Raw genomic sequence first — 23101 nt, forward strand, 5'->3', positions numbered from 1 at the left:
TTCACGGCCTATTGTTCCGGACAGACTGCCCGCATACCGCCCTCTACACCCGGTCGTAAATCTGCTGAAGGAACTTCACATCCTCATGATAACGCTCCCTGCCGGAATTCTCCAGCAGCATGGCAATATGGGGCTTTCTCTCCTTAACATGCTTCATAAGGGGTTCATACCGGAAAAGACCGTCACCCACATGTCGGAACAGCTGTTCCTGACCGTCAAAGACAAAATCCTTCACATGAAGGGCCCCTATGCGGTCGCCGTAATATGCAAAGGCCCTGTCAATGACTTGCTTCTGGGCCTCCGGCTCCACCTGATAGGGGTGGATCAGGTTCACGGCGTCCAGTATCACCTCCACATTGGGGGAATCAATGTCCTCCAGAAACCGCTTCATCCTGGCAGGGCTGTACAGCGTGTGGTTAAATACGCCCTCCACCCCCACGATAACGCCCAGTTTCTCGGCCGCAGCCACGATCTCCCTCATACTCTTAAGAAGCAGCCGGTAAGCGTCCTCCGTATAGGATTCCTCTGTGACCCTAAAATCCGGGTCCAGGCGTCCGGTCTCTGTTCCCACCATATCAGCCCCTATGATTCTGGCATATTTCATGTGTTCGATGAAACGCGCCACCTCTGCCTGGCGCCTGGATTCAATGGGGTTTGTGGGATTAATGTAGCAGCCCAGCACAGCCACATGGATTTGGTTCTTCTCCAGCTCCCTGGCAATGGTCCGGGCAAATCCGGAGCTGTAATGGCCTGTGGTAAAATCGTAATCGCTGATGGACTTTCCAAATGCCAGCTGGATCTGGCGGATATCATGTTCCCTCACCTGGGCAAACAGCTTTTCCATTTCCATCTTTGGACATAAATCATGGCATCTCATGCCTGTATTCAGTTTCATGGACCCTTCTCCTTTGCAAACGTTTTCAATCCCTATTTTACCACGGCTATTCCCGGCCGGCCAGTCCTTTTTTCGTCTTTTTTATTTTTTTCTTTCATATCTTTTTTCTTCATATAGGCATCCATGGCATCTGCAACCGTCTTGGAATAGGCCACTGCCTCCACCACTGTCTTGGCTCCCAGAACCACATCGCCGGAGGCAAAGATTCCCTCCACCGTTGTCTCCCCCTGTTCGTCCGTCTCCAAAAGGCCGTTTCTGGTGGCCTTCAGCCCCTCTGTGGTATTGACCAGCTTGCTCTTTGGCCCCTGGCTTATGGAGATAATAACAGAATCAGCGTAAACCTGCTCTTTTTCATCGGAAACCCCTGCCGCATTGCCTTCCTCATCATACAGAATCTGCTGGAATACAGGCCCGTTGTCATTGATTTCCACAACATTCCTGTTAAACTCGAATTTAGCTCCGTCCAGCATGGCGTACTGTGTCTCGTGAAGGCTGGCGTCCGAGTGGTTCCCTCTGGCATAGAGGGTCACATGGTGGGAACCCTTTCGGATGACGGTCCTGGCCACGTCCATAGCGGAATTGCCCACTCCGATAACAGCCACCCTGTCTCCCAGGTCGTAGGCATCCGGATTGGCCAGGTAATCAATGGCAAAATGCACATTTCCCAGGGATTCTCCCTTGATTCCCAGCTTCTTTGGACGCCATACACCGGTGCCGATGAAGATGCTCTCATATCCGTCCCGGAACAGGTCCTTGATTTCCAGGGCTCCCCCTATGGTGGTATTGGGACGAATCCTGATTCCCATGGACAGAAGCTTTTTCTTATAGCGCTCCAAAATTGCCTTTGGCAGACGGAATTCCGGTATGCCGTACTGCAATACGCCGCCAATCTTGTCCCTGGAGTCAAAGATGGTCACACTGTACCCTTTCTGTGTCAGCAGAATGGCAATTGTGATTCCCGCGGGCCCCGCTCCGATGACAGCCACCTTTTTCCCGTTCTTTGGCTGGCACCGGACGTCAATACGCTCCAGGCATGTGTCTGATATATAATTCTCTATGCTGCTCACATGGACCGGCTGTCCCTTTCTTCCCAGGACACAGTGGCCCTCACACTGCCGCTCATGATTGCATACCAGGGAACACACCAGTGACATGGGGTTGTTGGAAAACAGCATGGCTCCCGCCTCCTCCAGTCCCCCCTCTTTCAGGGCCTTGATCATCGTGGGTATGGGGGTGTGGATTGGGCATCCCTGCTGACACATGGGTTTCTTACACTGCAGGCAACGGTTGGCCTCGTCGATTACATGAACTGCCATGGCATGATTCCTCCTTTAAACTGCTCTCATCTCTTTTTGCAGCCCCAATCATAGCACAGCCGTCCGGGCGAAGCAACAGCGCCGGTGTACTTTTTGCGAAACAGCCCGTCGCAAAATTAACGGAGCAGACCGGCAATTCTCAGAGGCGGTTCCGGCCCGCGCAGATCCCCTCACAGCAAAATGCCCCCGGGGCAGGTTTCTTACCTGAATCCCGAGGGCATTTTGCTGTAAACAGTACAGGGCAATCTGTGGCTTTCCTTTCCCGCACTTGTTAAATGCTTCACCCGTTAAATAAATAACTTTTAATCCGTTTCTGCCGCTACCGCTGCACGGCGGCCCTGCTTCCCCTGACAGCCCGGAACACGCCGGACATCTCCAGCATCTTGGCCACATTGAAAAAGATGAAGGAATCAATGGGCCATTTCACTATGTTCTGTATAACACGGGGAGGCAGAAGCAGCATGAACGCCTGCCCGTACAGGATACTGAGACACAGGGTGTTGAGAATCACGTTGCACACCAGGCAGACCAGGAAGTGGGCAGCCAGCACCCTGGTGAACTTTAACGGCTTCTTATAAAAGAAAAACCCGTAAATCAGTCCGGCCAGCATGGTTACCAGCGTCAGGCCGGGAAAGAAGGCGCCAACCGGCTTTATGAGATACTTGATAATGTCCAGAGCCCCCGCGAACAGACAGCTGACAGCGGGTCCGAACAGATAGGCCACTAATTGGTTGGGTATGCCGGAAAAGCCGATTCTCTGGGTGTTAGTCAGCTCAATGCGGAAATTCACCAGGATGATTGCCGCTGCCGCCAGCATGGCGCACACAGTGATGGTCCGGACGCTTTTAAGCTCCCGGGATGAACTGCCAAACAATTCTGCTAATTTCTTCATGATTCATTACCTCCTTTGCAGATTTCACGGACTACAAACGGAGATATGCAATGGCAGGTGCAGGAACCTTTCTTCCTTGCATACAAAAAACGGCCCCGGAAACCTATCCGACGCACGTTTATATGCCCGGACATGACTTCCCTGTGCGAGAGCGTGTTATATCATTGATTTCCATACACGCTTTTGGCCGGCGTAAACCGGCTGCACATAAAACAGGCCGCTCCATCTATCTCTGTTGCAGCGGGATGCGGTATATGTACCGCAGACAGATTCCCCTTGGGAATCCTCTTTCGTCCAGCTGACAACTCCCTGTCCAGCCGGCACTTAACGCACATATACCTACTCTGCTTCTGTTTTTATTGTACCTTCTACTATACACTATATCTGAAGATATGCAAGCACTTTTTTATTTTCCTTACGGCGCTTTTCCTTACGGCGCTTCCCAGTAATAGCTCCCGCCCTCCAGAGTGCGGATGGCAAAATCCTCATCATACAGATATTCCAGACAGGAAAAGGTCTTGCTTATGACCATCTTAAGCTTGATAAACTCAGACTGGTCCCTGGGCACATGGTCTATACCGTAGGCCAGGCATGCCACCTCCCTGGTGGTCATCCTGTGATGGCCGTGGTCCAGTATATGCTTGATTAAATCCGTCTTGTCCAGATAGGCAAAGACAATCCGGTCCACCACCCGCTTCACATCCCGGATGGGCTCCTTGTGAGCCGGAAGAATCAGGCAGTCTCCGTACTGGTGCTTCAGCCTTTCCAGGGAGTCAAAATACCCCTTAAGCAGGTGCTCGTCCGGATAGGTGGTACCCACAATGGGCACAATGCCGTCAATGACCTGGTCCGCGCAAAAGAGTACCTTATGATTCCGGTCGTACAGACCCATCTGCCCGTAGGTATGCCCCTTAAGCCCGACTGTCTCCAGGTGATAATCCCCATAGCTCAGAATCTGTCCCTCATTTACCGGTGTATATGGATATCCCGGAATCTCGAATTCCCATCCCCTGTTCTCCCGAATCCTCTGGTTCACTTCCATGAACATGTTCCATATCTCCGGTGTCCCCTCCTCTGTCACCCCAACGCTCTGCAGCACCTGGGGCTGGTCCTCCGAGGAGCCATGGCTGTGATTATAGTACAGACAGTCGTAACAGTGCCTGTCTTCCTGCGGATTCATGAACAGCCTTGCGCCTCTGGCCGCATACTCGCTGGCCAGGCCGCAGTGGTCATGATGCTTGTGGGTAAGGAATATATCCAGACTGTCATAGGTGATTCCCAGTTTTCCCAGCGCCTCTTCCATGACGTGCAGACACGTCCTGCTGCGAAAACCGGCATCCACCATCAGGCTTCTCTCCCCGTCATTTCCCGGAATGAGGAATATCTTAATCTCATCAATGCTTTTCTGATTGCTGTGAAGCTCCACTTCAAAAATTCCCGGAGCGCGTTCCAACATAACTTCCACCTGTCTTTCATTCTGTCATTCTATGGTCATTTTTATTTATCAGCCTGCCGCCATATCACGGAGCCCCTGGCACCCGGTCCGTTTTTTCCGTCCGTCTCTTAGCCGTCCTCACCACGAACCACGCAATTACGGTTCCCATGATGATTCCCGCCAGCACATCCGTGGGAAAATGTACAAAGAGATACAGTCTTGAAAACGCGATGAGCACAGCCAGCATAAGGGCCGGAATCCCCCATTTTCTGTTAAAAAGGAAGATGCAGACCGCTCCCTCAAAGCTCACCAGGGAATGCCCTGAAGGGAAGGAGAAATCCTTGGGGACACGGACCAGCAGCTCCACGGAAGGGTCCAGCCAGCATGGGCGCTGCCTGGCCGCCATATTCTTAAGCAGTACATTGCCCAAAAGAAATCCGGCTGCTATGGATATCAGCATACATCCGCCTAAAAGCCTGGTCCTGGGAAATGAAAAAAGCAGGACACCCATAAGGAGCCAGAACCATCCGTGGTCGCCCAGAGAGGTTATGAACACCATAAGCCCGTCTACCAAAGGCGTGTGAAGTTCCTGCAGTGTATATAAAATCTGGAATTCGATACCGTTCACCTCATTTCCAGGTTAATATTCCCTGTTCATACCATTATATCCCACATAATATTATTTTTCAATCTATTAATATTTTAACGAAATCTGCAATTTTAGTCAAAAACCTTGCATTTTTATGAATATGTGATAAAATCCCTAACAAAATAAAGGCTCCGGAGCGTATAAATTCCGATACACCCCTCAGCCCGGAAAAGGGAGAATATAAGTATGGCAAAATCAAGTGTGAAAGAATTCCTGAAACGGAAAAATGTTAACATCACGGTGCAGACCTATCTGATTGACGCTCTGGGGGCCATGGCTTTCGGCCTGTTTGCATCCCTTCTCATCGGCACCATCTTCGGTACCCTGGGCCGGCAGCTCCAGATAGAAATTTTCAACGTCATTGCCGACTACGCCAAAAGCGCTACCGGCGCGGCCCTGGGCATCGCCATTGCCCACGCCTTAAAGGCGCCTCAGCTGGTGCTGTTTTCCGCTGCCACGGTAGGTATCGCGGGCAATGCCCTGGGTGGTCCTGTGGGCGCCCTGGTCGCCACCATCGTGGCTGCGGAATTGGGTAAGATTGTATCCAGGGAAACACGTCTGGACATCATCGTGACGCCCGGTATCACCATTATCTCCGGTGTGCTGGTGGCCCAGTTCGTGGGGCCCGGCGTGGCCCAATTCATGAACTGGTTCGGAAACCTGGTAAAGACTGCCACGGAAATGCAGCCCTTCATCATGGGAATCCTGGTGTCAGTCCTTATCGGCATTGCCCTGACCCTTCCCATCAGCAGCGCTGCCATCTGTATTGCCCTGTCCCTGGACGGACTGGCCGGAGGCGCCGCCACAGCCGGCTGCTGCGCCCAGATGATTGGATTTGCCGTCATGAGCTACCGCGAAAATAAAGTCGGCGGTCTGATGGCCCAGGGCCTGGGCACCAGCATGCTGCAGATGGGCAACATTGTGCTGAATCCCCGTATCTGGATACCGCCCACACTGGCGTCCATGATTACCGGCCCCATCGCCACCATGGTCTTCCGCCTGGAAAACATCCCGGCCGGGTCCGGCATGGGCACCTGCGGTCTGGTGGGCCCCATCGGCGTATATACGGCCATGGGCGGCGGAACCCGGATGTGGGTGGGCATCCTTATGGTGTGCTTCCTGCTTCCCGGTGTGCTGACCTTTGTGTTTGGGGAGGTGCTGCGCAGGATGGGATGGATTAAGGATGGGGATTTGAAATTAGATTTGTAAGGTGCCGGTGAACGCGTACCGGAGATTGACGCCGTGAAAAAGGCGCCATGGATTCAAATGGCAAAGCAGGGGCTAAACCAATGGTTTAACCTCTGCTTTCTGGACAGGTGTAGCGCGGAAGGTTTTGGGTGTGTTTTCCGTATTCGATGGCCTGGCTTGGACAGCGGTTGATGCATGCCATGCAGTGGGTGCAGCTTCTGCCCCAGACGGGGAAGCCGTTTTTCAGGCGGATATTGTTTAAGGGGCAGATGTTGGCGCATTTTCCGCAGGATATGCAGGCGCCGGTCGCCCGGAACTTTTTGGCGTGGACGAACATTGGGTAAAAAATGTCGTTTACAATCCCGCTGTTGATCTTGTCCTTTCGTGTTACGGGAACCTGGGGGAACGGCCTGTTGAGTTTGATTTGCCGGGCGGCTTTGTCGATTGCGCTTTGGGACCGGCGGATTATCCCGGCAGCTTCTTCCCGGGTGGGGGTGGTGAACATCGCAATGTAGTTTTCGGGCATAATTATCTGGGCGCAGCCCTGATAGCTGAGGCCCTTGGCGTCGGTTAGCTTTTTCAGATATCTGCCCGCGTTTCCAATGTTTCCGCCGCAGGTCATTACGAAATATATGTTTTTGTTTCCGGTTAATTCTGTTTTTTCCAGCCATTCCTGCAGGATGCGGGGGATTCTCCACGCGTAGGTGGGGGCGGCCACGACCCACGGGGTGTCTGAGTGTATGCCGGAAAAGTCGCGGCTGCGTATTTTCTCTCCCAGATTCATGATTTCGTCGTTTATCTCTTCTCCGATTCTTTTCGCGATGTATTCACTATTTCCTGTTCCTGAAAAATATAGAATCATGGCGGTTGTCTCCTTCTGCTTTTTATGGCTACCTCTTTTTTGCACCCGGCTTTTCATTGGAATATATTAATTATAATATTCTTTCCCTGTCCCCGTCAACCTCATCCAGACTGTCCTTTCAAGATGTTTCAGTATATGCCTCTTATATTCCAGAAATTCTGCCGTAAGGCCGAAATCCCTGTCCCTGGGCTTTGTCTCCTCTATGATGAGTTCCTCTGTTATCCTTCCGGGCCTGCCTGTCAGCAGGTATATCCGGTCGGACAGCAATATGGCCTCGTCAATGTCGTGGGTAATAAACAGGGTGGACAGATGGATCTCATCCATCACCTTCAGATACCAGTCATGGACGGATTTTTTGGTCATCATGTCCAGTGCGGAAAAGGGTTCGTCCAACAGCGCCACGCTGCCTGAAAACAGATACGTGCGGAGCAGGGCCGCTCTCTGCCTCATGCCGCCGGAGAGCTGGGCCGGATATTTCTTCTGAGTGCCCTCCAGGCCGAACTGACGGAAGTAGGGGGATGCCAGCTCCCGTGCCTCCCGCTTTTTCATTCCTTTTACAATCAGAGGAAGGGCCACATTATCCTCTATGGTCCGGTAGGGCAGGAGCAGGTCCTTCTGCAGCATATAGCTCACCCGTCCCGGACAACCGGTCACGTCCTCCCCGTCCAGAAGGACATGCCCTGTATCCGGCCTTGACAGCCCAGCGATAATATTAAAAAGAGTGGTCTTGCCGCCTCCGCTGATTCCCAGCAGCGACACCAGTTCCCCCTTGTTCAGGGTGATGGATATATCCTCCAGCACCTGCTCCCCGTCAAAGGATTTTGAAATTCCCTCTACCTTTAGCTGCTCCATGTTCTCCTCCTGGCACGGCACTGCCGTCCCCGGCCTTACGGCAGGTATTCGTTGGAAAATCCTGTTCCCGCCTCAATGGGCGTCTCCGTAAGACCTTTTTCATTCAGCCATGCGTAATATACATCCCAGCGCTTCTGGTCAATGTATCCCCATTTTGGCGCATCCGCCTGATACTTGTCCGCCAGGTATTCCTGGCTGGCCTTTACCAGTTCCGGGTCCAGCTCCGGCGCGGCCTTGCACAGGATGTCCCCTGCCTCCTGAGGATGTTCTATGGCGAACTCGTATCCCCTGCTGACCGCGTCCAGAAATGCCCTGGCTGTCTCCGGCTCTTCCGCCAGGAATGTATTGTTGGCTATGATGACCGGCGTATAAAAATCAAATACAGAATCCAAATCCGCAAAGGCAAAGTAATCTGTCTCCAGACCTTCCAGCTCTGTCTTTACGCCTGCCCATGCATAGAAAATCCATATGGCATCCACAGATTTTGTCCTGAGAGCCGTCACCTCGTCCGTCACTGTGCTGGGAATCAGTTCAACCTTATCAAAATCCCCTCCGTCCGCTTCCATCACATCCTTAATGGTCGCCTTTTCCACAGGAAGGTCCCAGGTGGCATACTTTTTCCCTTCCAGTCCCCTTGGGCGGTCCATTCCCTCACCCTTTCTGGAAATAATGCCCGATGTATTGTGCTGTATAACACCTGCCACAGCGGTTACCGGAAGGGGATTATCCCCTGAAAATGCCGGCGCCAGGCTGTCCTGGAAGGACATTGCAAATTGAGCCTTTCCGGAAGCTGCCAGTACCTCCGCCCCGTTTTCCGGCGGCTGCACAATCTCCACCTCCAGGCCGGCATCCTTAAAATATCCCTTTTCACGGGCAACATAGAGGCCTGTGTGGTTGGTGTTAGGCGTCCAGTCCAGGACAAATGTCAGCTTTCTTACATCCTGCTTCGCCCCCTCTTCCTCCTGGCTTGCGCTTTCCCTATTTACGTTCTCTTTCCGTGTATCCTCCGCGGCCTGGCCAGAGGCGGTATTCTCTCCTGAATCCGGGGCTTTGCCGCACCCGGTGAGAAGTACTCCCATGCAAAGGGAGGCCAGCAGCATACTTGCACATTTATGTTTCATTTTCAATCTCTCCTCTTATAAACGCCGGATATAGTTTTCCCGTTCTATTTATGTTTTCGGCTATTTTCCCATGGCATACATTTTTTCTGAAGCAGTTCCACGGCCCACATCAGAATTAAGCTGATGGCCGATATGAGGAAAATGACCGCGAACATCTTATCAAAGGAAAATGCCTTCTTAACCCTTGTCATGTATACGCCCAGTCCTCCAAAACCACCCAGCCACTCAGAAATCACGGCTCCCACCACCGCGTAAGAGGCAGATATCCTGAGACTGGAAAAAAACTGGCCCATGGCTCCCGGCAGCTTGATATAGCGGAATATCTGGAACCGGCCCGCTCCCATGGCCTTTAACAGATTCACCGCATCCGGGTCAGCAGCCCTGAATCCGGTCAGCAGCCCCACCGTGATGGGGAAAAATGTGGTAATCACAATGAGTATGACCTTTGGAGTCATTTCATAGCCAAACCACAGCACCAAAAGAGGCGCTATGGCAACCGCCGGCACGGTCTGGGTCAGTACAATGATGGGATAAAAAGCCTTGTATGCCTTGTCAAACCGGTCCATCAGCACTGCGGCCCCAAAGCCCGCGGCAATTCCCAAAGCCAGCCCCAGCCCGGCCTCGGCCAGTGTAATCCTGGCATTCTCCATGAGGGCCGGGAATTCCTTCATAAATGCACCGGCTACCTGAACCGGGGAAGGCAGCATGAAGCCCTCCACCAGTCCAAAGGATACAGAAAGCTGCCACAGGATGAGAATGGACAGGATGGCGGAAACAGACCACAGTTTACTGGTGATGCTTGGTAACTTTCTTTTCAATGGTAAGCACATCTCCTTCGGGGTGGTAAGAAACCTTAATATATGCGGCCACAGAGGGGGCGCCCGCCCTGACCGCAATATACTGGCACTCTTTTACAATATCCATCAGCTGGTCATAATCCCCTTCAATGGTTGTCTCAAAGGGACCTACATAATAGTTTAACCCCGTGCTCTTGATGTAATCGATGACCTGGTCCACGATACGGATTAATTCCTCATCATCAGCTGCCTTTGGAAGTGACTGGATTGCTACGCTTGCGTTCATATTGTTCTCCTTTTCTCTTCAAATCATATGGATCAAAAAATCCCGTCCGGATATTACGGGCGGGATAAAACTCACAAAAACTTACATCTTCTGCAGGCTTCCTACGCTGGCATTATCCAGATCAGGTATCAGGGTTCAGAACATATTCCATCTCAGCCGGATTCCACTCCAGCACCCCTTTTCATTGTTGGGACAAGTATACTACGGCTCATTTTAAAAGTCAATAGGTACTGCTGCTCTGCCCTGCGGCTGTCATAGGATCCGCAAGGCCTGTCATGCGTACAGTACACTGTCATGCGCACATTTCAGATATCCTGAAATGCCCTGTAACACGCCTGGGTGCCGGAACGGTCCAAAACCGCATATGCAATGTCCGGCACTCTTTTAAGCAGTTCAGGACAGGACTGTATGTCAGCCCCGGCGGGATATCCGGTTTTCTTATAGTGACAACAGGTTTTACTATCATTCTGCCAAAATCTCCTTTCCTCCCCGCTCCACCGCAGTGAAGCCCTTCCTCTCAAACGCATTTAACTCCGGTTCCTCCACCTGGACGGGCTGAGCCAGCGGTGTGTATACCATGAATACCCGGAGGATGCTGTCCGGTTTTGGCGAAATATGAAGTCTGGCCGTCTCCTCATAGGCTTCCTTCTGGAATGTAATCAGGTTGTAAGGACTGCCCTTCATTACTCTGTGCGGTCCTCTCCTTCCCAGAACAGATAAGGGTACGCCTGTCCGCCGCCACACGCCATCTCATTTTCATAATAGTCTCCTTCTCGCTTCACGCGGCGCCAGCGTACTGGCCATCAAGTGTACCGGCACCTCTGATAATTCTATGGTAGCGCGCATGCAGCCTTTGTTCTTTTCGTCTTTGTTCTTTTCGTCTTTCTTAATTTCAGTTAAAGCTTTTCTGTCGCATGTGTAAGAGGAATACTTCCGGCCGGAGACCGCAAAAGCCAGCGCGGACAAGCAAAAAGGATTCCCGGCCCCAGAGCCCGGAATCCCTTTCATCGCCACATTACAGATAACTGTTATATATGCATCCTACTCCTTTTCCCGCTTCTTCACGGTGGGATAATGCTCCACAATATCACGATACCGGAAACATCCCTCCACATGGTCATTAATCACGCCGCAGGCCTGGAGATGAGAGTAAACCGTTACCGGCCCCAGATACTTAAATCCACGTTTTCTTAACTCCTGGCTGACCTGCCGGGACAAGGCGTTACAGGCCGGAATGTTTCCCTTTTGATGGCCTGCATAAAGAATGGTTTTTCCCCTGGAAAAGCTCCATATGTACGAACTGAATGAGCCGTATTCCTCCCTGACCTTCTGAAAACACCTGGCATTATGAATGACAGCCTCTACCTTTCTGCGGGATTTAATCATTCCTTCACAGGTCAGAATCCGTTCAATATCCGCCTCTGTATACGCCGCAATCCGGTCGTAATCAAACCCGTCAAAACACTGGCGGAAGATTTCCCGCTTCTGTATCATCATGTTCCAGTTCAGCCCGCAATGTCATTTAGTTAACGCTTTGCAATATTATGGTTAGATTCTTAATGAAGGGTGTCTAACCATATTTTTCCCTTTTTTCATAAAAACAGTTGACATACACCACAAAATGTGCGGCCGCTCTCGCTACTGATTGACTTTAATAGGTAGCGAGAGCGGCCCTTGGATTAGAATCATAAATTCATTCTAATTCAAGGAGGTACACACAATGTTCCATCAAAAAATTAAACAATGCTTTTCCCATTCCGTCCATCTTGTTTCATCCGTAATCTCCGAATTTACCTATTCGGACACCGATCTGACAAGGAACAGGAAGTTCCCCGCCGATAAGCTTATCACTTTCCTTGTTTCCCAAGCCTCCTCCAGCACAAAAAATGAATTGCTGGACTTCTTCGACATGGATCCACAGTCGCCAACTGCTTCGGCACTCAACCAGCAACGCGCAAAGCTTAGCCCGGATGCCCTGGAAGCTGTATTTCGGCATTTTAACCATTTTGCTTCCTTTTATGACCAAAAAAAGCTACGCTACCGCTTTCTTGCTGCAGATGGCTCCACCTTTACCTTTTTCAGTAAACCTGCTTTCGCCCCAGAAGAGTATCATGTCTCTGATGGACATTCAATAAAGGGCTTTTACAGTATGCATCTGAATGCTTTTTACGACTTACAGAAGCACACTTATTCCGATGCGCTGATCCAGCCGATCCATCAGAAAGATGAATTTAGTGCTTTCTGTGAAATGGTCGACCGCCACGATTTACTGACTGGTACAAAAGATGTTTTTATCGGTGACAGGGGCTATTGTTCTTACAACAACATGGCACATGTGAAGGAAAAAGGCCAGTATTTTTTATTTCGCACCAAAGATATCCATTCCAAAGGACTTGTTGGAAATTTTGAGTTTCCAGATGCAGACTCCTTTGATATTCAGGTAAATGTAACTCTGGTTCGCAGTCATAAAAAGAAGATATCGATTAAAGAAGGTTATTACAAACGCTTTGTGGATGCGGCTGCATCGTTTGATTACGTTGCATATGGTTCCCTGGATACCTACGATTTATCTTTTAGAATCGTACGGTTTCCGATATCGGATGATTCTTATGAATGCATCGTCACTAATCTGCCTTCAGATGAATTCCCGTCGGAACAAATAAAACTTCTATACTATGCCAGATGGGCCATTGAGGGGTCTTTCCGTAAGCTGAAATATACGGTCGGATTGAGTAACTTCCATGCCTACAAACCAGAATATATCAAACAGGAAATTTGGGCAAAGTTAATCGCTTACAACATAACAGAAACACTAACCAATCATGCAATTATAGAAAAGGGAAACACGAAATATGAATACAAAGTAAATTTCAGTATGGCTGCTCATATTTGTAGAGTCTTTCTCCGTCCGAACACAGGGAAAGACTCCATAGATGTGATGTCCCTGCTGACAAAAGAGCTGATTCCGATACGGAATGATCGACAGTATCCACGACTCCAAACGGCACACTTCCGAAAACCTCGATATTTTATATATCGAGCAGCATAAGTAACAGTTTCATCAATATCTATAATACCCTTTTTTGAAGCAGATGTAAATCTGCTTGTTTGCCTTGCGGTAAAATATTTACAAAACTACTTCTGATAAATAATCCCTATATCCTTCTCTTCAATCTATCCGTTTGGAACGTCAGATCTCTATTTTAAAAAAACATTCTTTCTTTTACAAAAAGTTAACTAAATGACATTGGTTCAGCCCGCACTGCATGACTTCCATCATAAGAAACTCAAACTGCCTGTGGTCATCATGCAGAGGGACACCCCATTCTTCATCGTGGTATTTCTTCATTTTTTCATTGCACAGACACCATGTACACCCGTCCATTTATCCCGGACCTCCTGCCGTTTATCCGCTTTTCCTGCCGATACATCCGACTGTTTCCCAATCAATCCCTATTTTCCAAATGCCTCGTCCGCAGCCTTCCATGCCCCTGCTATCCGGTCACACCACGCATCAAACTGAGGGTCCGGGGTCTGACTCTCCGGATGGTCCATCATATAGCGGACCGAGCTTCTAATCCCCTCTGCCATGGATACCCTGCATACAAAATCAGGCACCGCCCTCTTGATTTTCGTATTGTCAAACAGGACCGTACACGCCTTATCCCCCAGAAGCTGGCCTTCAAAATCGTATTCCTTTCCATGCTCTGCCAGAAAATCAGACGCCACATGAAGGGCGTTAAGAGGCCTGTCCAATGCCTCTGCCAGCGTTTCATAAATCTGGTTCCATGTCATGGACTCATCGCTGGTAATATGGTAGGCATTGCCTATGGCATGGGGATTGCCCATAAGGCCCACATACCCCCTGGCAAAATCAGTGGAATGGGTCAGGGTCCACAAGGAGGTGCCGTCCCCTGGTATGATGATTGGCTTTCCCTCCAGTATCCGCTTTAATATCTGCCAGTTTCCCTTATCACCATGGATGGCCACCGGCGGCTTTTTGCCATCATATGTATGGCTGGGGCGCACAATCGTGACAGGGAATCCGTTCCTGCGGTACGCTGCCGTCAGCACCTCCTCCGCGTCAATCTTTTTGCGGGAATATTCCCAATAGGGATTGATTAAAGGCGTGCTCTCCGTTATGGGACAGCCTGCCATGGGTTTCTGGTACGCGGACGCGCTGCTGATGAAAATATATTGCCTCGTCCTTCCCTGAAAGAGCCGTATGTCACGTTCCACATCCTCCGCCCCATACGCAATGAACTGGGCCACCACGTCATATGTCCTGCCCTCCACTATGCGGGCCACCGCTTCCTCGTCGTGAATGTCCGCAACAATGGATTCCATTCCCTCCGGCACCGGTTTGGAGCCCCGGTTGAGAAGGGCAACCTCCCAGCCTCTCTCCCTGGCCAGCTCTGTCACGGCCGTGCTGATGGTTCCTGTTCCCCCTATAAATAATGCTTTCATTATGATACCTCCCTGCATTCGTGCTATGTCACGCCTTAACGGCCCACCGCATTTTCGTGGAATGAGCGCGGCTGTTCATCCTGCGCTCCTCTGCCGTAGGGCGGATCACATCCGTGGCAACCTGGCTGTAAAGCCCCGCCCTGTACATTTCCTTAAATGATTTCTTCACGATCCTGTCCTCTCCGGAATGGAAGGTCAGGATAGCTGCCCGTCCTCCCGGCTTTAATACGCCCGGAAGCTTGTCCAGGAATTCATACAACACCTCAAACTCGCTGTTCACATCAATGCGCAGAGCCTGGAATGTTCTCTGGCAGGACTTCTTCACTGCCTCCTTCCGTTCTTCCTCCGGAATAAACGCCAGTGCCCTGTCTATCATCTCATATAGCCTGGTGGTTGTGGCAACCTCCCTTCCCCGCTTGATTTCACCCATAACCGCGCGGGCAATCTCCTCCGCATAGGGTTCGTCGGAATTCTCTATGAGCATGCCTGTTAATTCCTCCCGGGTCAGACCTTTAAGCCGCTCAGATGCAGGCTCCCCTTTAAGCGGGTCCAGACGCAGATCCAGGGGCCCTTCTTTCTTAAACGAAAAACCTCTGGACGGATTATCAATCTGCATGGATGACACGCCCAAATCCGCCAGCACAAAATCCAGGGGCCCCGATTCCCGGACTATCTGGTCTATATTGGCAAAGTTCAGCTTCCGGATGGTAAGTATCTCCGGCCCATAGCCCTTATTTTCAAGCCGCTTCCTGGTCTTTTCCATCTCAATGGAATCCACATCCAGAGCGTAGATATGCCCCTTTGACTCCAGGCGCTCCAGCATCCTGCCGGTATGGCCCCCGTATCCCAGAGTGGCGTCCAGGCCGGTCTGACCCGGCTGTATCTGTAGAAAATCCAGTATCTCATTTACCATGATAGGGATATGCATACCCACCGGGGTACTTCCCTTCTGGATGACCTTTGCCACGGTTTCCGGGTACTTTTCCGGCTGGAGCTCCTTGTATTTTTCCTCGTAACGTTTGGGATGGGTTCCCCTGTACCGCACACGGCGCTGGTGCTTCCGTTCTTCCTGTTCCATGCCTTACTCTCCTCTGCTTCTCCGATATTCTCTTTCAAGCTCCTCCCAGTACCTGGTATCCTCCTCTGTGACAGGACGGAGGACACGGCAGGGATTACCGGCCGCAATGACGCCGGATGGAATGTCCTTCGTAACCACGGACCCCGAACCAATAATCACATTGTCCCCAATGGTGACTCCGGGATTGATGACAGTATTTCCTCCCACCCATACATCATTCCCAATCACTACCTTCTTTCCGTATTCCAGCTGCCTGCGGCGTACCCCGGCGTCGATGGGATGGCCCGCGGTAAAGATGCACACCCTGGGGGCAAGAAACACATTATCCCCGATGGTCACATCGCATACATCCAAAATAATGCAGTCAAAATTAGCGTAGAAATTTTCACCCACAGAAATATGGCAGCCGTAGTCACAGCGAAAGGGCGGTTCCACCCATAAATTTTCACCTGTCCTGGCAAACAGCTCCTTAAAAAGCTGCACCCTGTACTCCGCCTGTTCTTCCGTGGTCCCATTAATCAGCCGAACCAGCCGCCGGGATCTGGCGCAGTCCGCCGCAAGCTCCTCATCCTGTGGAATATAAAGCTTCTCTGACAACATCCGTTCTTTCTCAGTCATAACCGATTCTTTCCTTCCTCCCCCGCTTATCTTTACCATTATACCAAGCATAAGGGCAGGGATGCAATATGTGATGGAAGGAAATCTGTTTCCTCATGGAATATCTGCTACGATTCTCCTCACGCGGTCTTAAACAGCCGGATGGCCCCTGTCTCGTTCAGGTAGCGCAGCAGGGACAGGCCAATGGGGAATCCAAACAATCCCAGTACACCCAGAAGCTGTGCTCCCACAAACATGCTCACCAGCGTCACTACCGGGTGAAGGCCAATCTGGCTGCCCACGATTTTAACCCCAATCAGGGTCAGGCCGATGGACAGTTCCACAAAGGTAATGGTCATGATCAGGGCATAGGAGCGTATGCACACAAAAAGGGTGCCCGCCACATAGGACTGTATCTCCATAAAAACTCTCATTCCTTTCGCTTCGCTTAGGCACAAAACAGTTATGAAATAGCAAGTTTGTGCTTCCACTATTTTATTTTTGATGTTAAACTCTCCTCAGACAGATACACTACAGAGCACGGAGGAGGAAGTAGAATCGGTTCCTCCATTTGGGATCAAGTCCGCATAAAAACATGTGTCGGCTGTCTTCTCAAGCACAAACCAGTGACGCCTTGAGCTCGTAACCTAATCATTGTCAAAGCAATTCCTTAGGTCTTTCTTTGCTGGACAGCCAGTCAATGTCTGTCTATTTTACTTAGGAGGGCTGTTTTATGTTATCTATCAAACACTTTGTCTGCTGTGGCATGGACGTTCACAAGAAATTTGTTGTCGCTACCATTGCTCTGACAGACTACAGGGGCGTTACTTCTTATGTTAAAAAGCGGTTCGCCACCTTCAATTCCGATCTTAATTCTTTGAAAAAATGGCTTCTTTCTTTCAATTGCACTGAGATCTGCCTCGAATCCACTGGTAAATACTGGATTCCAATTTTTAATATCCTGGAGGATTCCTGTCACGTTGTCGTTGCTAACCCCAAGTATGTCAGGGCTATCAAAGGACAGAAAACCGATGACAAAGACTCCGCCTGGATTGCGGATCTGTTTAAATTTGATATTGTTCCTTCCAGTTATATCCCCTGTAAGGAAATTCGCATGCTTCGGGAATTGTTCCGATACCGGCAGAAACTGATTGGCCACCGCAGCAGTGAGAAAAACCGGTTACAGAATGCTCTTACGGTTTCCAACATTGCCCTTGCATCCGTCCTCTCAGATACCTTTGGAAAATCAGCGACCGCCATCGTTGACTATATCCTGACCTGTGAGGTATTTGACCCCGAATACTGTAAATCCCTGCTTCTTAAAAAAGCAAAGGACAAGGCAGATGATGTTGTAACCTCCATAATCGGTTATGAACTGCGCCGTGACCAATCCGTTAAGATTAAGGTCTGCAGAAAGCATTTCGATGAAATCAATGAGTGCGTCTCCACTCTCGAAGAAACGATTTCCGACCTGGCTAAACCTTACCATAAATTTATCGAATTGGCTACTACAATTCCTGGAATTACAGAGCAGTCTGCCACCTTTATCATTGCTGAAATCGGGGTGGATATGGCGGTATTCAAATCCTCAAAACGTTTGTGCTCCTGGGCTGGGCTGGCTCCTGAAAATAACGAAAGTGCCGGTAAAAAGAAGAGCGTCCATGTTTCAAGAGCCGGGGTGTACTTAAAGCCTCTGCTGGTTCAGTGTGCAAATGCTGCCATCAAGAGTAAAAACCCTTACTTCAGATACAAATATGACCGTATAAAAAAACGTCGTGGTCATAAACGGGCAATCATTGCCATTGCACGCATGGTGTTGACTTGCATTTACCACATGTTCCAAAAGCAGGAGGTATTTAATCCTGCCGATACGGATTATTCCGCTATTCCTGAAGAAATGTACCGGAAATTTCAGGAACAGTATGACAGAAATGCCATCAAACGTTTAGAGAAACGAGGCTATATGATTACTCCTCCTGCTATGGCCTGATACCCTTTATTCCATAGGATCCTTTGGGGCGGCAGTTTACTGGTGCTCTTGTTAAGTTACGATTTTTTTTGATTTTTTCTTTCAACCTAACCTCCTTTGGCCGTTCCCCCAGCTGGCGCAGGCAGAATCCGGTCAGCAGTTCATAATCAGCCGCAATGAAAAAGGTGGTAATGACCATGAGCAGCAGATTGATAAACATACCGGGAAGAGATGAGGCGAAGCCGGAAAGCCCGCCCATGACTTCCATGGAGATTCCTGATACCATCTGTCCCGCGGACTGGACAAAATGCCCTTCCAGCTCCTCTAAGGTTCCAAGGAGAGACGGATCCATGCGCAGAAGGGACTGTTCTATGCCGCTGAAAATTCCGGTAAATACCGGCTCCACGTAATTGGCGTAAACCGAGGGCAGGCTCGCCACCAGCAATTTCCCGTTAGAAAATATCTTGACGCAGAGGAGGGTAAACAGCAGCCCCGCCACACTGTAGAACAGAAGCACCATAAGTATAGCCATAACCCTCCTGTTTATGTGCAGACGGCCTGACGCAAAACAGATTGGCCTCCTTAACAGATACGCAATCACGAACGCGGTGACAAAGGGAGCCACCATGGGCAGCCCGTATTTCAGCAGGACAAAGGCTGCCAGCAGCAGGATTGTAAAATACATACAGTTAATGATAAATATTCTTCTCGCTTCGGTCTTCATTTTTTCTTCCTTTCTGTCCGGACAGGTATAACATCCATGGCCGGCGCACCCTTTTATTGGTATGCCGGTAAAAAACAAAAAGACACGGCCTGCACCCAATTGTGCGCAAGCCATGCCTCATCCCACTTATGTGGTATATTGTATCGAATGTCTATGCTTCGGGGCAGTGCCGCCGAATTCGCCGTCCATGGAATCCGTCTTCTCCTCATGTAACTCTGTTTACGGCCTATTATATTGGATAAGCCTGAATTACACAAGGGGGTGACCCATACTTTAACAAACTTTTAATCCGCACTTTTATTCCGAATGGTCCCGGACAGGCCCGTTCAAAGAGCATGAACAGTTTTTCCAGAAATTCCGGCGCCATGCCGATTCCGCAGTCCTCCGCCACAAACCCGAAGCATCCCACTCTGCTGTCCATATCCGGTTTGACGATAAGGGCTGCCTCCTCCGCCAATTCCTTCAGGAAGAAGGCGTCCTCGTTCAGCCCCACATTGCCTGACTCTATCTTATCCCCAGCTCCTTTCCAATATTCTCCCCTGAGGACCATCCCCAATATCTCAAAGCAAGCCGGAAGAAAGCACATGAGCACGGCCGGCCGTCCCACCTTCTTCAAATCATTTAAGTCCAGGGAAATCCCTGCCCTCATCAATATAATGATAAGGGCAATCCGCCTCAGCTCCGATGATATATTCAGTATGGTCACATCAATCAGATTCAGGGCATAGGGTCCCAGAAGAATCCCCGTAAAAATCATCCCCATAAGGCCGGGCAGACGCAGCTTCCTGCATACCCATCCCAAAAACATTCCCAGCATCAGCATAAAAGCAATACTAATCAGCATATTCTTTTCCTCCTAACAGAGCACAAAAAAGCCGATAATTTCTGCGTCAACACATAATGCAGAAGTCATCAGCTTGATAAGCGGTTCTAGTCAGACTGGAGCGTGAAAATCGGCGACGAAGTAATCACGGCAAAAATCAAAGAAAAGGAAGATGCCAAAGCTGAATTTGAGGAGGCCGCAAGCGAGGGAAAAAGCGCCTCCGAGGCCCGTGTGACCCTCTCTGATTCCGGTGATTTTGCAGGGAACCGCGACTTTATCCTGGATTACAGGCTCACCGGACAGGAGATAAACTGCGGCCTCATGCTGCGCACCGGGGAAAAGGAAAATTTCTTTATGCTGATGGTGCAGCCGCCGGAGCGCGTCAGAGCGGAGGCGATACCTCCCCGGGAATACATATTTGTCCCGGATGTGTCGGGTTCCATGTTCGGGTATCCGCTTGATACGGCAAAGGAGCTGATACGGAGCCTGGTGGGGAATCTCAGGGATTCGGACCGGCTTAACCTAGTACAGTATTGCCAAAATAATAATGAATAGACGTTGCTTTTTTATTGTAGTCGGTGCATAATAATTCTATCACTAAAGAATGGATGTGTTATTATGCGAAGGAAAACAATTGATACTATCCCGGTTTTATCTGATGCCATGAAAAACATATTATCTGCTTTTTCAAAAAGCCGCTCCCTTCCGTCAGGACTGGTCAAAAGAGCCAGCATTGTCCTGCTTGCGTCACAGGGGGAACTCAACCAGAATATTGCACCACAGGTCGGGCTTCATTATAATAATGTTGCCACCTGGCGCAGTCGGTTCCTCGCGGCGCTCCCAGCCTTGCGGAGGATTGAAATGGACGACCCGAAAAAGCTTGAAGATGAGATACGGGCAGTCCTGTCCGATAAAAAACGCCCCGGTGCCCCGTCTGTTTTTACGCCGGACCAGATCATGCGGATCATCGACCTTGCCTGCAGCAACCCAAATGATTTTGGGTACGAAGTAAGCCAGTGGAGTCTCCCGCTGTTAGTGGCAGAAATTAAAAAGCAGGGGATCGCTGAACAGATTTCTGAGAAATCTGTCAGCCGTTTTTTAAAAATGAGGTAGATTTACATCCCCACAAAATCCGTTACTGGCTTCATTCTTCGGAAAAGACGGAAGCCCCGGAATCTTTTGCGCGGAAAGTAAACGAAATCTGCGGCCTGTACCAGAGTGCCCAGGAACAAAGCCGGGAAGGTGCACACATTGTTTCCACGGATGAAATGACCGGGGTACAAGCGCTGGAACATAAATATCCTGACAAGCTCCCATTACCCGGCCAGTGCGCCAAAATGGAGTTTGAGTATATCCGCCATGGCACGACCAGCCTCATCGGGTTCTTTGATGTTGCAACGGGCCGTATGGAAATGCCGTATTTAAACTCCACACGCACAGAAGAGGATTTTGTGGAAGCCGTGAAAGCATTGGTAGGGACAGACCCGCAAGCCCCATGGACATTTATATGCGATGGCCTAAACACCCATAAATCGGAAGCCCTTGTCCGCTTTGTGGCAGAAGCCTGTGCCCTTGGCGTGGAACTGGGCAAAAAAGGGAAAACAGGGATCCTTAAAAGTATGGAAAGCCGAGCGGATTTCCTGCATGACCCTTCCCACCGGATCCGCTTTGTCTATACTCCGAAACACAGTTCCTGGATGAACCAGATTGAGATATGGTTTGGCATCATTAACCGGAAGCTGCTGAAGCGGAAAAGCTACCTATCAATAGAAGAACTGGAAGCAAGCATCCTGCGCTTTATTGAACAATACAATCTTACAGCACACCCATTTAAGTGGACATAAGCCGGGATACCATTAGTAATTTAATCACTGATATTTAAGCAATGCTGTACTAGTGCTGTTCTCCGATGCAGCTGCTTCCATGACCCCGCAATCCGTACCAGCCACCATGGAAAACATCCGGCAGGCCACTGCCCAGGCATGTGTCAAACTTTGCCGTCTCCCGGAAATACTCCGCCTCTCCCATAAAATCTCCCCATGGGAGGGTCCGGTCCCAGGCCGGACGCCTTACCGTCATAACCTTTCGCGGCATCTGTTCCGAAATCCGCGGACATACAGGCCGGCGGAAATCGGGATGATACCGCAAAAACCATCAAAATATGGAATGACATAGTTTCAAACTATATCATTTCGTGCTAAAATACCTCCATGCATCAAATGCAATGGAGGTATTTGTCATGACCCTACAGCAACTGCGCTATATTGTAACCATCGTAAACTGCGGCTCTATTTCCGAGGCGGCCAAGCAGCTTTTCATAACCCAGCCCAGCCTTTCCAACGCGGTCAAGGAGCTGGAAAAGGAAATGGGCATATCCATCTTCAACCGGAGCTCCAAGGGTATTGCCCTGTCCTCCCAGGGAATGGAATTCCTGTCCTATGCCAGGCAGGTGCTGGAGCAGGCCGAGCTGCTGGAACAGCATTACACAAACAAAAAACCGGTGAAGCGTATCTGCTCCATATCCACCCAGCACTATGCCTTTGCCGTCAATGCGTTCGCCAACCTGGTATCCCGGCAGAGCACGGACGAATATGAATTCACCCTGAGAGAGACCCGCACCTATGAGATTATCGACGATGTGAAGAATTACAGGAGTGAGCTGGGCATCCTTTATATCAACGATTTTAACCGGAAGGTGCTGGAAAAGCTGTTTAAGGAAAGCGGTCTTGTATTCCATCCCCTGTTCCGGGCCAGCCCCCATGTATTCATCAGCGTATCCCATCCCCTGTCAGCCAGGAAACGCGTTACCATTAATGATTTGGAGGATTACCCCTTCCTGGCTTTTGAGCAGGGCGAAAAAAACTCCTTTTACTTCTCAGAGGAAATACTCAGCACCATACCCAGAAAAAAAGTAATTTATGTCAGCGACAGGGCCACCCTGTTCAATCTTCTCATCGGATTAAACGGATATACCATATGCAGCGGCATTTTAAACCGCAACCTGAACGGCGACTCCATCATGGCGGTTCCTCTGGAAACAGAGGATAACATGCTCATCGGATGGATTGCGGACCCCAGGATCCATCTCAGCCAGTTTGCCAGGAAATATCTGGAGGAATTAAACCGGCTGATTGGCAGACAGCCTTAGAG

22 protein-coding genes, 5 pseudogenes and 2 riboswitches are annotated in these 23101 nt (G+C 50.1%); of the genes and pseudogenes, 7 read left to right on the forward strand and 20 right to left on the reverse strand.

Annotated elements, in window-relative coordinates; genetic code table 11:
• Positions 1–43 precede the first annotated feature (43 nt).
• From LA360_RS11425 to LA360_RS11445, 5 genes are all read right to left on the reverse strand, one after another.
• Positions 44–895, reverse strand: coding sequence for a sugar phosphate isomerase/epimerase family protein (locus tag LA360_RS11425; RefSeq protein WP_022201258.1), 852 nt, complete (start codon positions 893–895; stop codon positions 44–46).
• Positions 896–927: 32 nt separating this feature from the next.
• Positions 928–2211, reverse strand: a complete 1284-nt coding sequence (locus tag LA360_RS11430) for an NAD(P)-dependent oxidoreductase (protein ID WP_022201259.1) — start codon at positions 2209–2211, stop codon at positions 928–930.
• A gap of 319 nt (positions 2212–2530) precedes the next feature.
• Positions 2531–3103 (reverse strand): folate family ECF transporter S component, encoded by a 573-nt coding sequence (locus LA360_RS11435; RefSeq protein ID WP_022201260.1) that lies wholly within the window; start codon positions 3101–3103, stop codon positions 2531–2533.
• Positions 3104–3339: 236 nt separating this feature from the next.
• A riboswitch (THF riboswitch) is annotated at positions 3340–3452 on the reverse strand.
• Between the two features lie 81 nt (positions 3453–3533).
• Complete coding sequence (locus tag LA360_RS11440) at positions 3534–4559, reverse strand: MBL fold metallo-hydrolase (RefSeq protein WP_022201261.1); 1026 nt, start codon at positions 4557–4559, stop codon at positions 3534–3536.
• A 64-nt stretch (positions 4560–4623) separates the two neighbouring features.
• Positions 4624–5166, reverse strand: coding sequence for a phosphatase PAP2 family protein (locus LA360_RS11445; RefSeq protein ID WP_022201262.1), 543 nt, complete (start codon positions 5164–5166; stop codon positions 4624–4626).
• A gap of 207 nt (positions 5167–5373) precedes the next feature.
• On the opposite strand from LA360_RS11445, the gene LA360_RS11450 reads away from it, so the two are divergent.
• Positions 5374–6396 carry a PTS sugar transporter subunit IIC gene (locus LA360_RS11450; protein WP_022201263.1) on the forward strand — a complete coding sequence of 341 codons (1023 nt, stop codon included), beginning with the start codon at positions 5374–5376 and terminating at the stop codon, positions 6394–6396.
• Between the two features lie 85 nt (positions 6397–6481).
• Here the strand turns inward: LA360_RS11450 and LA360_RS11455 are convergent, their stop codons facing one another.
• The 7 genes and pseudogenes from LA360_RS11455 to LA360_RS11485 all read right to left on the reverse strand — a co-directional run.
• Complete coding sequence (locus LA360_RS11455; protein WP_022201264.1) at positions 6482–7237, reverse strand: EFR1 family ferrodoxin; 756 nt, start codon at positions 7235–7237, stop codon at positions 6482–6484.
• 66 nt (positions 7238–7303) lie between these two features.
• A complete protein-coding gene (locus tag LA360_RS11460) occupies positions 7304–8089 on the reverse strand; it encodes an ABC transporter ATP-binding protein (protein WP_022201265.1) in 786 nt (261 codons plus the stop codon).
• A gap of 35 nt (positions 8090–8124) precedes the next feature.
• Positions 8125–9210: an ABC transporter substrate-binding protein gene (locus LA360_RS11465; protein WP_057571143.1), complete on the reverse strand. Its 1086-nt coding sequence runs from the start codon at positions 9208–9210 to the stop codon at positions 8125–8127.
• Between the two features lie 44 nt (positions 9211–9254).
• A complete protein-coding gene (locus LA360_RS11470) occupies positions 9255–10028 on the reverse strand; it encodes an ABC transporter permease (RefSeq protein ID WP_022201267.1) in 774 nt (257 codons plus the stop codon).
• The gene (locus LA360_RS11475) at positions 9997–10293 is read right to left on the reverse strand and encodes a thiamine-binding protein (protein WP_002584424.1); all 297 of its coding nucleotides are present in this window, start codon (positions 10291–10293) and stop codon (positions 9997–9999) included. The genes LA360_RS11470 and LA360_RS11475 overlap by 32 nt, the downstream gene beginning before the upstream one ends.
• A gap of 79 nt (positions 10294–10372) precedes the next feature.
• A riboswitch (TPP riboswitch) is annotated at positions 10373–10482 on the reverse strand.
• Positions 10483–10755: 273 nt separating this feature from the next.
• Positions 10756–10977, reverse strand: coding sequence for a hypothetical protein (locus LA360_RS11480; RefSeq protein WP_002584423.1), 222 nt, complete (start codon positions 10975–10977; stop codon positions 10756–10758).
• Positions 10978–11334: 357 nt separating this feature from the next.
• Positions 11335–11808: pseudogene (locus LA360_RS11485) on the reverse strand (DNA-3-methyladenine glycosylase I); the annotation flags it as partial.
• 205 nt (positions 11809–12013) lie between these two features.
• Between LA360_RS11485 and LA360_RS11490 the strand changes: the two are divergent.
• A complete protein-coding gene (locus tag LA360_RS11490; protein WP_112481952.1) occupies positions 12014–13342 on the forward strand; it encodes an IS4 family transposase in 1329 nt (442 codons plus the stop codon).
• 201 nt (positions 13343–13543) lie between these two features.
• On the opposite strand, the pseudogene LA360_RS11495 reads toward LA360_RS11490, so the two are convergent.
• The 5 genes and pseudogenes from LA360_RS11495 to LA360_RS11515 all read right to left on the reverse strand — a co-directional run.
• A pseudogene (locus LA360_RS11495) lies at positions 13544–13678 on the reverse strand (DNA-3-methyladenine glycosylase I); the annotation flags it as partial.
• A 68-nt stretch (positions 13679–13746) separates the two neighbouring features.
• On the reverse strand, positions 13747–14760 hold the full coding sequence (locus LA360_RS11500) for an SDR family oxidoreductase (protein WP_002584421.1): 1014 nt from the start codon (positions 14758–14760) through the stop codon (positions 13747–13749).
• 28 nt (positions 14761–14788) lie between these two features.
• Positions 14789–15838 (reverse strand): 16S rRNA (cytosine(1402)-N(4))-methyltransferase RsmH, encoded by a 1050-nt coding sequence (gene rsmH, locus LA360_RS11505; protein ID WP_002584420.1) that lies wholly within the window; start codon positions 15836–15838, stop codon positions 14789–14791.
• A 3-nt stretch (positions 15839–15841) separates the two neighbouring features.
• Positions 15842–16456 carry a sugar O-acetyltransferase gene (locus LA360_RS31235; RefSeq protein ID WP_022201269.1) on the reverse strand — a complete coding sequence of 205 codons (615 nt, stop codon included), beginning with the start codon at positions 16454–16456 and terminating at the stop codon, positions 15842–15844.
• A 119-nt stretch (positions 16457–16575) separates the two neighbouring features.
• Positions 16576–16902: pseudogene (locus tag LA360_RS11515) on the reverse strand (sporulation integral membrane protein YtvI); the annotation flags it as partial.
• A 266-nt stretch (positions 16903–17168) separates the two neighbouring features.
• Here LA360_RS11515 and LA360_RS11520 point away from each other — a divergent pair.
• A complete protein-coding gene (locus LA360_RS11520) occupies positions 17169–18425 on the forward strand; it encodes an IS110 family RNA-guided transposase (RefSeq protein WP_057572861.1) in 1257 nt (418 codons plus the stop codon).
• An 88-nt stretch (positions 18426–18513) separates the two neighbouring features.
• On the opposite strand, the pseudogene LA360_RS11525 reads toward LA360_RS11520, so the two are convergent.
• Positions 18514–19128: pseudogene (locus tag LA360_RS11525) on the reverse strand (AI-2E family transporter); the annotation flags it as partial.
• A gap of 541 nt (positions 19129–19669) precedes the next feature.
• A pseudogene (locus LA360_RS31240) lies at positions 19670–19972 on the reverse strand (cation:proton antiporter domain-containing protein); the annotation flags it as partial.
• 102 nt (positions 19973–20074) lie between these two features.
• On the opposite strand from LA360_RS31240, the gene LA360_RS11535 reads away from it, so the two are divergent.
• From LA360_RS11535 to LA360_RS11545, 3 genes are all read left to right on the forward strand, one after another.
• Positions 20075–20506, forward strand: coding sequence for a VIT domain-containing protein (locus LA360_RS11535; RefSeq protein WP_225537509.1), 432 nt, complete (start codon positions 20075–20077; stop codon positions 20504–20506).
• A gap of 63 nt (positions 20507–20569) precedes the next feature.
• Positions 20570–21064: a helix-turn-helix domain-containing protein gene (locus tag LA360_RS11540; protein WP_112481404.1), complete on the forward strand. Its 495-nt coding sequence runs from the start codon at positions 20570–20572 to the stop codon at positions 21062–21064.
• Between the two features lie 137 nt (positions 21065–21201).
• A complete protein-coding gene (locus LA360_RS11545; RefSeq protein WP_225537753.1) occupies positions 21202–21795 on the forward strand; it encodes a transposase in 594 nt (197 codons plus the stop codon).
• A 49-nt stretch (positions 21796–21844) separates the two neighbouring features.
• On the opposite strand, the gene LA360_RS11550 is transcribed toward LA360_RS11545, so the two are convergent.
• Positions 21845–22045, reverse strand: a complete 201-nt coding sequence (locus tag LA360_RS11550; protein ID WP_146774939.1) for a hypothetical protein — start codon at positions 22043–22045, stop codon at positions 21845–21847.
• Between the two features lie 145 nt (positions 22046–22190).
• Here LA360_RS11550 and LA360_RS11555 point away from each other — a divergent pair, with 145 nt between their 5' ends.
• Positions 22191–23099 (forward strand): LysR family transcriptional regulator, encoded by a 909-nt coding sequence (locus LA360_RS11555; RefSeq protein ID WP_022203366.1) that lies wholly within the window; start codon positions 22191–22193, stop codon positions 23097–23099.
• Positions 23100–23101 lie beyond the last annotated feature (2 nt).

The sequence above is a fragment of the Enterocloster clostridioformis genome (assembly GCF_020297485.1).
GTDB classification, from domain to species: Bacteria; Bacillota; Clostridia; order Lachnospirales; family Lachnospiraceae; genus Enterocloster; species Enterocloster clostridioformis.